The organism is Bacillus sp. iso_77 (genome assembly GCF_056173625.1).
This window is the reverse complement of the sequence record NZ_CM149683.1, coordinates 2,255,345-2,269,470: the sequence shown is the minus strand read 5'-3', so window position 1 is coordinate 2,269,470 and position 14,126 is coordinate 2,255,345. Positions and strand designations below refer to the sequence as shown.

15 protein-coding genes are annotated in these 14,126 nt (G+C 41.0%); 12 read left to right on the top strand and 3 right to left on the bottom strand.

The features are described from left to right. The first annotated feature begins 7 nt into the window (after window positions 1-7). The 6 genes from AC0VYC_RS11620 (at window position 8) to AC0VYC_RS11595 (ending at window position 6,309) form a co-directional block, all read left to right on the top strand. Window positions 8-508 (top strand): YaiI/YqxD family protein, encoded by a 501-nt coding sequence (locus AC0VYC_RS11620; RefSeq protein WP_008342395.1) that lies wholly within the window; start codon window positions 8-10, stop codon window positions 506-508. Between the two features lie 33 nt (window positions 509-541). Beyond that, window positions 542-2,371: a DNA primase gene (dnaG, locus tag AC0VYC_RS11615; protein ID WP_008342393.1), complete on the top strand. Its 1,830-nt coding sequence runs from the start codon at window positions 542-544 to the stop codon at window positions 2,369-2,371. A gap of 204 nt (window positions 2,372-2,575) precedes the next feature. After that, window positions 2,576-3,697 (top strand): RNA polymerase sigma factor RpoD, encoded by a 1,122-nt coding sequence (gene rpoD, locus AC0VYC_RS11610; RefSeq protein ID WP_008342392.1) that lies wholly within the window; start codon window positions 2,576-2,578, stop codon window positions 3,695-3,697. Window positions 3,698-3,998: 301 nt separating this feature from the next. Beyond that, on the top strand, window positions 3,999-4,358 hold the full coding sequence (gene cccA, locus AC0VYC_RS11605) for a cytochrome c550 (RefSeq protein WP_008342390.1): 360 nt from the start codon (window positions 3,999-4,001) through the stop codon (window positions 4,356-4,358). A 120-nt stretch (window positions 4,359-4,478) separates the two neighbouring features. Next, a complete protein-coding gene (locus tag AC0VYC_RS11600) occupies window positions 4,479-5,195 on the top strand; it encodes a tRNA (adenine(22)-N(1))-methyltransferase (RefSeq protein ID WP_268430304.1) in 717 nt (238 codons plus the stop codon). Then, the gene (locus AC0VYC_RS11595) at window positions 5,188-6,309 is read left to right on the top strand and encodes a Nif3-like dinuclear metal center hexameric protein (protein ID WP_475388492.1); all 1,122 of its coding nucleotides are present in this window, start codon (window positions 5,188-5,190) and stop codon (window positions 6,307-6,309) included. Before AC0VYC_RS11600 ends, AC0VYC_RS11595 begins: the two co-directional genes overlap by 8 nt. A gap of 36 nt (window positions 6,310-6,345) precedes the next feature. Here AC0VYC_RS11595 and AC0VYC_RS11590 read toward each other — a convergent pair whose 3' ends face one another. Together AC0VYC_RS11590 and vrrA are read right to left on the bottom strand one after the other, a co-directional pair. Next, window positions 6,346-7,290, bottom strand: a complete 945-nt coding sequence (locus AC0VYC_RS11590; RefSeq protein WP_007501283.1) for a 4-hydroxy-3-methylbut-2-enyl diphosphate reductase — start codon at window positions 7,288-7,290, stop codon at window positions 6,346-6,348. 156 nt (window positions 7,291-7,446) lie between these two features. Beyond that, window positions 7,447-8,160, bottom strand: coding sequence for a VrrA/YqfQ family protein (vrrA, locus tag AC0VYC_RS11585; protein WP_144679327.1), 714 nt, complete (start codon window positions 8,158-8,160; stop codon window positions 7,447-7,449). A gap of 155 nt (window positions 8,161-8,315) precedes the next feature. On the opposite strand from vrrA, the gene AC0VYC_RS11580 reads away from it, so the two are divergent. Further along, complete coding sequence (locus AC0VYC_RS11580; protein WP_024718822.1) at window positions 8,316-9,635, top strand: DEAD/DEAH box helicase; 1,320 nt, start codon at window positions 8,316-8,318, stop codon at window positions 9,633-9,635. A 9-nt stretch (window positions 9,636-9,644) separates the two neighbouring features. Beyond that, window positions 9,645-10,538 (top strand): deoxyribonuclease IV, encoded by an 894-nt coding sequence (locus AC0VYC_RS11575; protein WP_017358005.1) that lies wholly within the window; start codon window positions 9,645-9,647, stop codon window positions 10,536-10,538. A gap of 49 nt (window positions 10,539-10,587) precedes the next feature. Here AC0VYC_RS11575 and AC0VYC_RS11570 read toward each other — a convergent pair whose 3' ends face one another. Beyond that, entirely contained in the window at window positions 10,588-10,842 is a 255-nt protein-coding gene (locus AC0VYC_RS11570) for a DUF2624 domain-containing protein (protein ID WP_024718823.1), read from the bottom strand. Window positions 10,843-10,982: 140 nt separating this feature from the next. Here AC0VYC_RS11570 and AC0VYC_RS11565 point away from each other — a divergent pair, with 140 nt between their 5' ends. From AC0VYC_RS11565 to zur, 4 genes are all read left to right on the top strand, one after another. Then, complete coding sequence (locus AC0VYC_RS11565; protein ID WP_007501276.1) at window positions 10,983-11,864, top strand: YitT family protein; 882 nt, start codon at window positions 10,983-10,985, stop codon at window positions 11,862-11,864. 136 nt (window positions 11,865-12,000) lie between these two features. Continuing rightward, the gene (locus tag AC0VYC_RS11560; protein WP_008342368.1) at window positions 12,001-12,777 is read left to right on the top strand and encodes a metal ABC transporter ATP-binding protein; all 777 of its coding nucleotides are present in this window, start codon (window positions 12,001-12,003) and stop codon (window positions 12,775-12,777) included. Continuing rightward, entirely contained in the window at window positions 12,777-13,637 is an 861-nt protein-coding gene (locus tag AC0VYC_RS11555) for a metal ABC transporter permease (RefSeq protein WP_007501274.1), read from the top strand. Before AC0VYC_RS11560 ends, AC0VYC_RS11555 begins: the two co-directional genes overlap by 1 nt. Continuing rightward, entirely contained in the window at window positions 13,615-14,043 is a 429-nt protein-coding gene (gene zur / locus AC0VYC_RS11550) for a zinc uptake transcriptional repressor Zur (protein ID WP_003217433.1), read from the top strand. Before AC0VYC_RS11555 ends, zur begins: the two co-directional genes overlap by 23 nt. Window positions 14,044-14,126 lie beyond the last annotated feature (83 nt).

The window sequence follows — 14,126 nt, the reverse complement described above, 5'->3', positions numbered from 1 at the left end:
GAATAAGGTGGAGGGATGGAGAATTAGTCACCTGAATGAACGTAAAAAAGAAAGGACGATTTATGTCGATGCAGATGCTTGTCCTGTAAAAGACGAAATCCTTTCTGTCGCATCTCAATTTCAAGTACCTGTGACTTTCATTGCTTCATATGAGCATTTTCAAACCAAACGATCACCACTTGAAGATTGGCGGTTTGTTGATACACATAAGGAAGCAGCAGATTTAGTCATTGCGAACTTAGCTGTCAAGCACGATATTGTTGTCACCCAGGATATTGGTCTGGCCTCCTTACTGCTTCCAAGACAAGTCATTGTTCTGTCTGAAAGAGGACGAATGTACACAAACGAAACAATTGATTTTGATTTGGAACGCAGGCATGTTTCCAGTAAACAGCGAAGAAAAGGTGTATACGGAAAAGGTCCCAAAAAGCTTTTAGAAGAGGATAAAAAGCGATTTATTGCCCAACTACAAAAAATCCTGTCGAATCATGAAGGATTTTTGAATTAAAAGGCGAATAATGTACGACGGAGTGTTATTAGGATGAGCAAACGTATACCAGATGAACTTTTGGAGCAAATCCAAAAAAACGCAGACATTGTCGAAGTGATTGGAGAATACGTACAGCTTAGAAAACAAGGTCGGAATTACTTCGGTCTTTGTCCATTCCATGGTGAAAATACTCCTTCATTCTCTGTTTCAGCAGATAAGCAAATCTTCCATTGTTTTGGCTGTGGTGCAGGAGGCAATGTATTTTCGTTCCTCAGACAAATGGAAGGCTACTCATTTATTGAAGCCGTTTCACATGTTGCTGATAAGTACCATATTGATTTGCCGGATCATGTAGCGAATGCGCAGATCAGTTCCTCACAACAAGAGGATACAGCAGATCATAAAATGATTGAGGCGCATGAGCTTCTTAAGAAATTTTACCACCATTTGCTGGTAAATACAAAGGAAGGTCAAAACGCACTCGATTATTTAAGGTCCAGGGGCTTTACGGATGAAACAATTGCCAAGTTTGAGATCGGGTATGCTCTCGACTCGTGGGATTTCGTGACCAAGTTTTTAGAAAAACGAGGGTTTGATCCTGCGATGATGGAGAAGGCTGGTCTTTTGATTCAACGAGAAAACGGCACAGGTTTTTTTGACCGCTTTAGAGATCGTGTCATGTTTCCAATTCATGATCATCACGGGACGGTCGTCGCTTTTTCTGGAAGATCACTTGGTGATCAGCAGCCAAAGTATATGAATAGTCCTGAAACGCCACTTTTTCATAAAAGTAAGCTGCTTTATCACTTTCATGACGCGCGTATGCATATTAGAAAACGCGAACGTGCAGTCCTTTTCGAAGGATTTGCTGACGTCATCTCGGCTGTCACAAGTGGTGTTGGCGAAAGTGTTGCAACAATGGGTACGTCTTTAACAGAAGAGCACGTAAAGCTTCTTAGGCGGAACGTTGAAGAGATCATTTTATGTTATGACTCGGACACGGCCGGGTATGAAGCGACCATGAAAGCATCAGATTTGCTTGGAAAAAGAGGATGTAAAGTTCGCGTTGCCATGATACCAGATGGACTTGATCCAGATGATTACATTCGTAAATATGGCGGCGAGAAATTTAGGAATGACATCATAGATGCAAGTGTGACATTAATGACATTTAAGATGAACTTTTTCCGAAGAGGAAAGAATTTGTCTGACGAAGGAGACCGCCTGACTTACATGAAGCAGGTTCTCCGAGAAATTAGCCGATTAAACGGTTCCTTGGAACAAGAGATTTACATGAAGCAGCTGGCTGGGGAGTTCTCCATTTCACTTGACTCATTAAAGGAGCAATTGGAGCTTTTTGAAAAGCAGCAGCGACAAGAGGCCAAGAGCTCGCAAGAAGAAAATGGACTTGAAAAGCGGCGTGCACATCTGTCAACACAGGTAAGACGAAAACGTCTAAGGCCGGCATATGAAAACGCAGAGCGAATGCTCCTTGCACATATGTTGAAAAATGATGACGTGATCCGAAAAGTGCTTGATAGGATAGGGTTTGAATTTAATATAGATTCGCACAGAGCGCTGGCAACATACATTTATGCATTGTATGAAGAAGGCAAGGAGCCGACCCCGCAGCATCTGATGAACCGTATAGAAGATGATGTGATCAATCAGCTCCTGACGGATATATTCATGATTCAAGTTGGAGACGAACTAAGTGAAGCTGAATTAAGTGATTATGTAAAAAAAGTGTTGAATCATCGGAATTTGTCAATGATAAAGGAAAAAGAACTAGAACGTGCAGAGGCGGAGAGGCAAAAAGATTTCTTCAAAGCGGCAACACTTGCAAAAGAAATTATTCAGTTGAACCGTTCGCTGAAGTAATACGTCTACTATTTATGACAAGACTTACGGCTGGCAATGAATCCTTTAATGGGAGGAGCATAAGACCGCAAGCATCTTGCCTTCATCATTATTTATTTTTATTCCTATTTGCTCATTCTGTTTGATAGAGAGAGAAAGGCAGAGCAGAAGCAAATCGCAAGTTACTTTAGAATTCGTTGCAAGCTTTGGAAGGAGGGATCCATAATGGCTGATAAACAAGCCCACGAAACTGAAACTGAATTAACCTTTGAACAGGTGAGAGATAAGCTCACTGAAACGGGTAAAAAACGGGGCGTTTTAACATACGAAGAAATTGCAGAGCGTATGTCTAGCTTTGAAATTGAATCAGACCAGATGGATGAATACTATGAATACTTAGGCGAACAGGGTGTAGAACTCATCAGTGAAAATGAAGAGACTGAAGACCCAAATGTTCAGCAGCTGGCTAAGGCAGAAGAGGAATTTGACCTGAATGATTTAAGCGTACCACCAGGTGTCAAAATTAATGATCCTGTTCGTATGTACTTAAAAGAGATCGGGCGCGTCAATTTGCTATCTGCTAAAGAAGAGATTACGTATGCTCAAAAGATTGAAGAAGGCGATGAGGAATCAAAAAGAAGATTAGCGGAAGCGAACCTTCGTCTCGTTGTCAGCATTGCGAAACGTTATGTTGGTCGTGGTATGCTGTTCCTTGACTTGATTCAAGAAGGAAACATGGGGCTCATGAAGGCGGTTGAGAAGTTTGATTACCGCAAAGGATACAAATTCTCAACATATGCGACTTGGTGGATTAGACAGGCGATCACACGTGCGATTGCCGATCAGGCGAGAACAATCCGGATCCCGGTTCATATGGTGGAAACCATTAATAAATTAATCCGTGTTCAAAGACAGCTTCTACAAGATCTAGGTAGAGAACCAACGCCAGAAGAAATTGCGGAAGACATGGATTTAACACCAGAGAAAGTAAGAGAAATTCTTAAAATTGCGCAAGAGCCAGTATCTTTAGAAACACCTATTGGTGAGGAAGATGACTCGCATCTTGGTGATTTTATCGAAGACCAAGAGGCGACTTCTCCATCAGACCATGCTGCCTATGAGCTCTTAAAAGAGCAGCTTGAAGATGTATTAGATACGCTAACGGACCGTGAAGAAAATGTGCTGAGACTGCGTTTCGGACTGGATGACGGAAGAACACGCACATTAGAAGAGGTAGGAAAGGTGTTTGGCGTAACAAGAGAACGTATTCGCCAAATTGAAGCGAAAGCTCTTCGTAAATTAAGACACCCAAGCAGAAGTAAACGATTAAAAGACTTCTTAGAATAGAAACCGGACGGATTTTGAGAGAGATCCGTTCTTTCTTCATCAAAATGAAAACGCTTTTTTGATCTGATTATATTTTACTGAATAACAAATGAATTTGCAACGTTCTTAGAGAAAAGATGTATAAAAAATACATCTAAATGTGCTGAAGGCTTCATTTCTCATTTTGAATCATTTTTGTCTAATCTGTGAACTTGACCAAAGTTTTGTATCATAATTCGTTTACTTTTTGTAAAATTAAAGTAGAATTAGAATTGTTTGCATAGTCTCAAAGGGGTTTTTCACAAAGGGGAGGATGAAAGAAATGAAACGGAATCCACTTATACCATTCTTATTGATTGCCATTTTAGGTATTGGACTCACTTTTTTCTTATCAATGAAGGGGCTGAAAGATGAAGACAAAATTGCCTCTGGGGGCAAAGAGCAAAAGCAAGAAGAGACCGCAAATGCGACGCCGGAAGAATTGTATAAGCAGAACTGTATTAGCTGTCATGGGGAAAACTACGAAGGTGGCGCTGGTCCTGCATTAAAAGGTGTTGGCGACAAGCTTGAAGTGGCAGACATCAAGAAGAAAATTCAAGAAGGCGGAAATGGGATGCCGGGCGGGCTAATTCCGAATGAAAAGCTCGATGAAATGTCAGAATGGGTATCCAAAATTAAATAATAAAGCGCAAAAAGCTCTTTTTCATCAGAAGAGCTTTTTTCATTTGAAAACGACTTTTAAAAAGTCCATAATTTATATAAGATAGACAAGTATGAACATTAAAGAAAAGTAGTGATATGGATGAATGAAATGAATTTGTCAAAACGATTAAAAAGAGTCGCAGACTTTTTACCAAAAGAGGCGGTCTTTGCTGATATCGGCTCAGATCATGCCTATTTGCCATGTTATGCGATATTACATCATAAAGCATTGAAAGCCATTGCTGGTGAAATTACTGATGGACCGCTTCAATCTGCGAAGCAGCAAGTACATAGGCTTGAATTAGATGAGCAGATTTCAGTCAGAAAAGGCAATGGCCTTGAAGTGATTGAAAAAGGCGAGGTGAATGCTGTCACAATTGCAGGAATGGGCGGAGCACTCATTGCAAGCATTCTAAATGAAGGTAAACACAAGCTCACAGGGCAGGAGCGGCTTATTCTTCAGCCTAATATTCATGCCCACCATATTCGTTTATGGCTCTATCAAGAGGGGTATGAACTGATGGATGAAGTGATTTTAGAAGAAGATGGCAAAATATACGAAATCATCATTGCCGAAACTGGCGACAAAGATAAAGCCTATGAAGGCATGTCGATTGAAACAGGCATGCTCGTTGGTCCGTTTCTTGCCAAAGAGCAAAATGATGTCTTCCGGCGCAAATGGATGAATGAGCTTCAACACATGGAGCATATAGAAGGCCAGATTCAACAAGCAGCGCTGACGGAAGAGAACAAAGAACGTCTCAAAGAGCTGAATGCGAAAATAAAAATTCTAAAGGAGGTTTTGACTGTTGGCTAAAACAGTGAACGGGCATGAAATCATCCAATTATTTGAGCAATTTTCACCAAAGGCATATGCGGTGGAAGGTGATAAAATCGGGCTCCAGATTGGAACGCTGAATAAAAAAGTGACCAATGTCATGATCACCTTAGATGTATTAGAAAATGTGGTAGATGAGGCAATTGAGCGGAAGGTGGATCTCATTATTGCCCACCATCCGCCAATTTTCCGTCCATTAAAACATGTGGCGACAGATCAGCCGGCAGGACGGATCATTGAGAAATGCATCAAACATGATATTGCGGTGTATGTAGCACATACAAACCTGGATGTGGCTGATGGAGGAGTCAATGACTTGCTTGCAGACGCTTTAGAGCTCGGGGAAACAAAAGTGCTAGTTCCAACATACGAAGATCCAATTAAGCAGCTAGCCTTGTATGTTCCAGTGGAATTTGAAGAGGCCATCAGGACGGCTTTAGGAAATGCGGGAGCTGGCCATATTGGCAACTACAGTCATTGCGCTTTTTCAAATGAAGGGACAGGCAGTTTTCTGCCATCAGAAGAAGCTGTGCCATTTATTGGTGAGACGGGTAAATTGGAATTTGTGAAAGAAGTACGAATCGAAACCATTTTCCCAGCAAGTATTGAAAAACAAGTGATTCGTGAAATGATCAAAGCACACCCTTATGAAGAAGTGGCTTACAGTGTACACACGACAGATCTTCCTCCTATTCAAAAAGGCCTTGGTCGTATTGGTGAATTAAAAGAACCTATGACACTTAAAGACTTCACTCAATTTGTGAAAACGAAGTTAGATGTGAATGGAGCGCGTTTTGTAGGAGATCAGGAAGCGGTCGTGAAAAAAGTAGCTGTGCTTGGAGGAGACGGAAATAAATATATCCATCAAGCGAAAAGAATGGGTGCAGATGTGTACGTGACTGGCGACCTTTATTTCCATGTCGCTCACGATGCCATGATGCTCGGACTGAATGTAGTGGACCCAGGTCATTACGCAGAAAAGATCATGAAAGAGGGCGTGAAGACAAAGCTAGAATCGCTATGTACAGATAAAAAATATGATGTGCAGTTCTTTGTATCAGAATCAAACACAAACCCGTTTAAATTTGTGTAAGCAAAAACGTCAGAGCATAGCAGCTCTGACGTTTTTTTATTTCTTTGTTTTCACACGAGGTAATATCTTAGAAAGAGGAACCGTCCGTTCAATTTTCCATGTCGATTCATCATCAGGTTCGTAGTTTTCTAAGAAACGAATGACTTCTTTTGTAATAGGTGTTGGTGTGGAAGCACCTGCAGTAACCGCAACTGTTTTTACCCCTTGGAGCCATTCAAGCTTTAACTCACTGAGATCACCAATTCGGTAAGCCTGCGTTCCTGCAATCTCCATTGACACTTGCGCCAGACGATTTGAGTTATTGCTTTTTGGATCGCCGACCACAATGGTCAGATCGGCTTGGCCTGCTTGCTGTGACACAGCTTCCTGACGTACCTGTGTCGCAAGGCAGATCTCTTGATGGTACTCGACGTGAGGATATTTTTCTTTAATGAGCTCCATCAGATCATGAACATCCCACTGAGACATTGTCGTCTGATTGGTGATGAGCAGTTTATCTGACGTTAAATCGAGCGCTTTAATATCAGCTTCTGTTTCGACAAGGTGCACTTTGTCAGGTGCAACACCGACGGCTCCTTCTGGCTCAGGGTGACCCTTTTTCCCGATATAAATAATGTCATATCCATCAGCTGTTTTTTCTGAAATGAGTTCATGTGTTTTCGTGACATCTGGACAGGTCGCATCAATGGCGACAAGGCCTTTTTCTTCTGCAATTTGACGGACTTCAGGAGATACGCCGTGAGCGGTGAAAATCACTGTGCCACTTTCAACCTGTTTTAAAATATCCAGACGGTTTGGTCCGTCCAGTGTGTATATTCCATCTTCTTCGAAGGCATCTGTGACATGTTTGTTGTGCACAATCATACCTAATATATAAATTGGGCGTGGCAAGTTTTTATCAAGTGCGGCATTTTTAGCAATGACCATTGCATCTACAACGCCATAGCAATAGCCACGCGGCGAAATTTTAATTACATTCATAAATTCGTCCTCCTGTAGGGAAGTGCTGCTAGAGAAGAACAATATAAAAAGCCGTGAAAAACGGCTTTTGATCATTCTCTTCCTTCATTATAGCCAAAGTAAGCGCATATATCAAAGATTGTTATACATGGGAAACACTTCGCCTTTAAAAGATCACTAGACATATAGTTTCGGAATGGAACTACCCGATCTTTTTTTCGGTTTTGCTTCAGGAGCAGCTGATGTGTGTACAGTCCCTTTTTTGACAAGGATGTCCTCTGGTTCTTCTTCTTTTCCTTCTTCTATTTCATCATCAACTGGTTCGTGCGGAACGTCTGTTTCTGCAGTGATTTCTTTTGGTTCTTCGTCTGCATCATTCGTATTTGTTTCATCGTCATCCGCACTGCCAAGCTGGCTATAGAGTTTAATCATGGCAGGCAAATTTCTGACTAAAGGACCGTATTGCTGAATCATAGGCGTGAATTGCTGCGCCATTCCGAGTACTTTTTGAACATTTCCTAACATGCTTGAAAGGTTCGCAGGGTTTGCGAAGCTCTGGATTCCTTGTAATCCCGCACCACCTCCAGCTCCAGAGATCCCTGCTCCTCCAGCTCCAGGAAGAAATTTTGCCAGCATGCCCTTAATTCCGGCTCCGCCGCCTAGTGCACGGCTTTCGCCTCCAGGAATGCCACCCATCCCGCGTAGACCGCCGCCTTGTACAGACGGAGAGCGAGGCATCATTTGTTGAAATTGGTTGCCTTGCCCTTGAAAAGGCTGTTCGATCGGAGCCTGCTGTCTCCGTTGAAAAATCCCGGGCTGTCCGCCATTTCCAAGGTGCCGGCGTGAGGGGCGATGCGGCTGAAAATCGCCCATAGGCCTTTGCCCTAACATACTTGTACCTCCCTTACTGCATTCTCTTTCTCTTCATAGGTTATGCAGGGAAGTATCATTTGGTTTCCTGTGAGAAAAGCGGACATGGTTTTTTTGCGGAAAATCAGCTATAATGAGGAGATGAGCAAAAAGGCATTGCCTTAAGGAGTGAAAACATGAAAGAAACGAAATTTACGACATATGAATTAAAGTCTTTTATTATAGATGCTATTCATGAACTGGGCTTTTATGAGCCGACTGATATTCAAAAAAGAATCATCCCTGCTGTTTTAAAAGGTGAAAGCGTGATTGGACAGTCTCAAACAGGGACAGGGAAAACCCATGCGTATTTATTGCCGCTTATTCATTCAATTGATCCAAGCAAAGAGCAAGTACAAGTGGTCATTACTGCACCAACACGAGAATTAGCGAATCAAATTTTTAAAGAAGCACAAACGATCTTAAAAAATACGCCTCCAGAAGAAGAAATCAAGGCAAAGCTTTACATTGGCGGAACGGACAAGCAGAAATCCATTCAAAAGCTAAAGAATCAGCCGCACTTAGTGGTCGGCACTCCTGGACGTATTGCTGATCTTATTCATGAGCAAGCGCTGAATGTGTACAAAGCAACATCTCTTGTCATTGATGAAGCAGACCTGATGCTGGATATGGGCTTTTTAGAAGATGTGGATCGTATTGGCTCACAAATGCCAGAACAGCTGCAAATGCTCGTGTTCTCAGCAACTATTCCAGAAAAATTAAAACCTTTCCTCAAAAAATATATGGATAATCCGAAATATGCACATGTTGAACCGAAACGCATTACGGCTGAAAACATTCAGCATATTTTAGTTCCATCTAAACAGCGTGATAAATTAAAATTACTTCATGAAATGGTGACGAATGTACAGCCTTATTTAGGGATCATCTTTGCCAATACGAAATCAACTGTTGATGAAATTGCCTCATTCCTACAGGAAAAAGGAATGAAAATTGGGGTACTTCATGGTGGTTTAACGCCTCGTGAACGTAAAAAAGTGATGAAACAAATTGAAGATTTGGAGTTCACATATATTGTGGCATCTGATCTTGCTGCCCGTGGGATTGATATTAAGGGCGTCAGCCACGTGATTAACTATGAGCTCCCATCCGATCTTGATTTTTATGTTCATCGTGTGGGAAGAACGGCTCGCGCTGGTTCATCTGGCATTGCGATGACCATTTATGATCTTGCTGATGAGGATGCACTCGTTCAAATTGAAAAAATGGGTGTTGTGTTTGAAAACAAAACGATTGTTCATGGCGAATGGCGAGATGCAGATGATCGTTTGAAGCGTCAAAGACGTAAAAAAGCACCAAATGAAATTGAAGAAAAAGCAAAACGTCTTGTCAGAAAACCGAAAGCCGTCAAACCTGGATATAAAAAGAAAATGACACGTGAGATGGATAAGATCAAAAGACAAGAACGTAGAAAGTCAAAGCGTAACGGAAAGTAGGGGGACACATTGTTGAAGATTGGATCACATGTATCCATGAGCGGAAAACATATGCTACTTGCAGCGAGTGAGGAAGCTGCCTCTTATGGTTCAAATACTTTTATGATTTATACAGGTGCACCGCAAAATACGCGCCGCAAAAAAATTGAAGATCTCAATATTGAAGCTGGACAAGCGCATATGAAAGAGCATGGTATGACAGATATCGTCGTTCATGCACCGTATATTATCAATATTGGGAACACAGTGAATCCAGCGACATTTGAGCTTGGAGTGGACTTCCTTCGCTCTGAGATAGAGCGTACAGAAGCGCTAGGTGCAAGACAAATTGTTCTTCATCCAGGTGCGCATGTCGGAGCAGGTGCAGATGCTGGAATTCAAAAAATCATTGAAGGTCTCAATGAAGTCATTGTGAAGGGGCAGGAGGTTCAAATTGCGCTGGAAACAATGGCGGGAAAAGGATCAGAATGCGGAAGAAGCTTTGAAGAGCTTGCCCAAATTATTGACGGTGTGACACATAACGAAGCACTTTCTGTTTGCTTTGATACGTGTCACACGCACGATGCAGGTTATCCCATTGTGAGTGATTTTGATGGAGTTTTAGAAGAATTTGATCGAATTGTCGGGATCGACCGAATCAAAGTTCTTCATATTAATGACAGTAAAAATGTACAAGGCGCAAGAAAAGACCGACATGAAAATATCGGTTTTGGAGAAATTGGTTTTGATGCCCTGAGCTATATCGTTCATCATCCACAGCTTCAAGATGTGCCGAAGATTCTAGAAACGCCTTATGTAGGTGAAGATAAAAAGAACAAGAAACCACCTTATAAATTCGAAATTGCGATGCTGAAAGAAAAGCAATTTGATGAAGGTTTACTAGATAAGATTACGGGTCAATAAAAAGTGCATGCAATGTGATGAGGTGCCGCTAAATGCGGCCCTTTTTTGCCTAATTTGTGAATTGATTAAACAGATCATTGACGGTCTGTGCTGTCTGTTTAGACGTAATCGCTTCCACTTGCTTAAGCAGCCGGTTGCGCTCTGCATCATTAAAAATATTGATGTTTTTCCCATTCATGAGTTTGGCGACCTCAGCAGCCTGATTGGATGTTAAGCTGACCCCATACTGTTTCGCATACTTTAACAAGTCATTTGCTGTGATCTGATTCAGACGCTGCAACACAATTTTTTGAATTAAAATCAATTCCATTCCTCCCCTCTGTATCAATGTATGGGCGAAAACGGAAAATGTGCAAAAAATTTTATTTTACTCTGTGAAATGATAAAATAGTAAAGTGAATAAAATGTTCATTGAAAACTAAACATGTGTAGAAGGGAGAACGTATGGCAAATAGTAAACAGCATAAAAAGGAATCAGTGCCTCATTTTATTTTGAGAATTTTTCTGATTCTAGTAGGAGCTGCATGTGCAGCAGTCAGCATTGAATTATTTTTAGTGCCAAACAATATTATTGATGGAGGCATCATCGGTATTTCGCTTATTTTGGATTATCTTTTTACGGATAACCCATTCATTAATTTTGCGACGATTGTTGTCATTTTAAATATTCCATTTATGATATCAGGATACAAACATATTGGGAAAACCTTCTTGATTTCCACTGTGATTGGGATTGTCAGCTTGGCCGTGATTGAATCTTCACTTCATCATGTAGAAGCATTTACGACGCAGCCGATTTTAGCTACTGTATTTGGAGGGCTGTTACTCGGGTTTGGCGTTGGGCTTGTGATACGGAATGGAGGCTCAATGGACGGAACGGAAATCTTAGGAATTCTTCTGACCAAAAAAATTCCTTTCTCCGTCGGTGAGTTTGTCATGATCGTCAATGTGTTCATTTTTATTTGGGCGGGCTTTGTCTTCGGGCCGGAGCAAGCTATGTATTCTGTCATGACATATTATTTGGCAATGAAAACAATTGATGCTGTCATTCAAGGACTAGATGAAACAAAAGCTGTTATTATCGTTTCGGATTATTATGATGAAATTTCAGATGCGATCCTTCATCGTCTCGGCAGGGGAACCACCAAACTTAGAGGAAAAGGCGGCTATACCGATGAAGAAAAAGATGTCATTTACGCCGTCGTGACAAGACTTGAAATTACGAAGCTGAAATCTATCGTGTTTGAAATTGATGGTCAAGCCTTTATTACGATTATGGATACGCATGAAACAAAAGGCGGTAAATTCAAAACAGCCATTCATTAGCTTTTATTTTACTTTTTTATCTTTCTTTTATATAATGAAATGTATGTATGGACAAAGAAAATGGCTTTTGCCATTTTCTTTTTGTTGTATAAATCGTAATCATTCTTTTTATATTGGATTAAAGGTGGAAAGATTTATGGCAAAGCCAATTATTGAAATGAAGGACATTTCGTATTCATATGGACAGCGAAATGTCATCGATCACATTCATTTAACGGTAGAGGAAGGAAACTTTCTAGCACTTGTTGGACCGAATGGATCTGGTAAAACAACCTTATTAAAATGCCTGCTTGGCTTGATTAAACCCCAGCAGGGAGAATTGAAGCTGTTTGGCACACCTGCTCAAAAATTTAAAGACTGGGATCAAATTGGATTTGTATCTCAAAAAGCGAATAGCTTTAATACAGGGTTTCCTGCTTCTGTATACGAGGTCGTGGCAAGTGGTTTAACGGCGAAGATTGGTTTATTCAAACGCATGAGTAAGCAGGATAAGCTTCAAGTAGATGAGGCGATCCGCTCAGTTGGCATACAAGACTTAAAACATCAAAACATTGGTGAGCTTTCAGGCGGTCAGCAGCAGCGTACATTTATTGCCCGTGCACTCGTCAGTCAGCCGAAGCTGCTTATTTTAGATGAGCCGACTGTGGGTGTAGACCAAAGAACAGTAGAGGGCTTTTATCAGCTGTTAGAAACATTGAACAAAGAAAAAGGAATGTCTTTAATTCTCGTTACACATGATGTAGGAACCGTTTCTGACAAAGTCACGCATGTGGCTTGTTTAAATCAGACACTTCATTTTCATGGAGATGCGGAAACGTTTGATTCGATGGATGATCAGGCGCTTTCTCAGTTTTACGGGCATGACATTCAAGTGATTCATCACGATCATCACCATCATGGGGGACATGAATAATGCTATTTCCATTTTTTCATTATGAATTTTTACAAAATGCGTTTATCGCAGGTATGCTGATCGGCTTTATTGCGCCCTTACTTGGTGTATTTATTGTTGTGAGAAGGCTCTCTCTCATCGCAGATGCGCTTAGTCACGTGTCACTTGCTGGGATAGCGGCAAGTTTATTCCTTGATAAAAAGTTTGGACTTTTGACAGGGGTTAGCCCGCTTTACTTAGGAATGGCTTTTTCTGTGGCTGGCTCATTGTTTATTGAACGTCTGCGCTCTGTGTATAAACATTATCAGGAGCTGGCGATTCCCATTATTTTATCGGGTGGTATTGGGATCTCTGTTATTTTCATTTCACTTGCAAATGGTTTTAATACAGATTTGTTCAGTTATTTGTTCGGAAGTGTCAGTGCGGTTTCAAGGCTCGATCTTTGGATTATTGTTGGGATCTCACTTGTCGTTGTATTAGTGGTTGTGCTCTTGTATAAAGAATTGTTTTTGCTTTCTTTTGATGAAGAACATGCGAAGGCTTCTGGTATTTCAGCTAAGTGGATTCATTTTATTTTTATTTTAGTTGTTGCACTTGTCATCGCAGCATCGATGCGTATTGTCGGTACACTCCTAGTGTCCGCACTCATGACACTGCCAGTTGCGGCAAGTATTCGGATTGCCAAAGGGTTTAAACAGGCGATTTTCCTTTCCATCTTATTTGGGGAATTGTCTGTTATGGTCGGCTTGATTTTAAGTTATTATCTTGATTTAGCGCCGGGTGGAACCATTGTGATGCTGTCTATCTTGATTTTAATCGGGTGTATTAGTATTGGGAAATTCAGAAGGGGGAATCATCATGAACGTACAAGAAGCGCTTGATTTATTAAAGGAAAAAGGCTATAAATATACAAGCAAACGTGAAGATATGCTTCAATTGTTTTCTGATTCTGATAAATACTTGACCGCTAAAAATGTATTAACAGCATTAAGTGAAGATTACCCAGGGCTTAGTTTTGATACGATTTATCGAAACCTGTCTTTATATGAAGATCTTGGGATATTAGAGACAACGGAATTATCAGGGGAGAAACTGTTCCGTTTTAAATGTTCGTTTTCCCACCATCACCATCACTTTATTTGTTTGACGTGTGGTAAAACAAAGGAAATCGACGCTTGCCCTATGGACAAGCTTGATGCTGATCTAGAGGATTATCACATTAGCGGACATAAATTTGAAATTTACGGAACGTGTCCTTCTTGCGAACCGAAAGAAGTTCATTCATGAAAGAAGCCAGCCGATGGGCTGGCTTTTTGTTTTGTCATATTGAAAACGTTTTACAAAGGGTAGCTGTTTCATTAAAATGAGAA

What these genes read in the sequence shown, in the direction of transcription:
- dnaG (WP_008342393.1), top strand. Translation starts at nt 542, where the DNA reads ATGAGCAAACGTATACCAGATGAACTTTTGGAGCAAATCCAAAAAAAC.
- rpoD (WP_008342392.1), top strand. Translation starts at nt 2,576, where the DNA reads ATGGCTGATAAACAAGCCCACGAAACTGAAACTGAATTAACCTTTGAA.
- cccA (WP_008342390.1), top strand. Translation starts at nt 3,999, where the DNA reads ATGAAACGGAATCCACTTATACCATTCTTATTGATTGCCATTTTAGGT.
- AC0VYC_RS11600 (WP_268430304.1), top strand. Translation starts at nt 4,479, where the DNA reads ATGAATGAAATGAATTTGTCAAAACGATTAAAAAGAGTCGCAGACTTT.
- AC0VYC_RS11590 (WP_007501283.1), bottom strand. Translation starts at nt 7,290, where the DNA reads ATGAATGTAATTAAAATTTCGCCGCGTGGCTATTGCTATGGCGTTGTA.
- vrrA (WP_144679327.1), bottom strand. Translation starts at nt 8,160, where the DNA reads ATGTTAGGGCAAAGGCCTATGGGCGATTTTCAGCCGCATCGCCCCTCA.
- AC0VYC_RS11580 (WP_024718822.1), top strand. Translation starts at nt 8,316, where the DNA reads ATGAAAGAAACGAAATTTACGACATATGAATTAAAGTCTTTTATTATA.
- AC0VYC_RS11565 (WP_007501276.1), top strand. Translation starts at nt 10,983, where the DNA reads ATGGCAAATAGTAAACAGCATAAAAAGGAATCAGTGCCTCATTTTATT.
- AC0VYC_RS11560 (WP_008342368.1), top strand. Translation starts at nt 12,001, where the DNA reads ATGGCAAAGCCAATTATTGAAATGAAGGACATTTCGTATTCATATGGA.
- AC0VYC_RS11555 (WP_007501274.1), top strand. Translation starts at nt 12,777, where the DNA reads ATGCTATTTCCATTTTTTCATTATGAATTTTTACAAAATGCGTTTATC.
- zur (WP_003217433.1), top strand. Translation starts at nt 13,615, where the DNA reads ATGAACGTACAAGAAGCGCTTGATTTATTAAAGGAAAAAGGCTATAAA.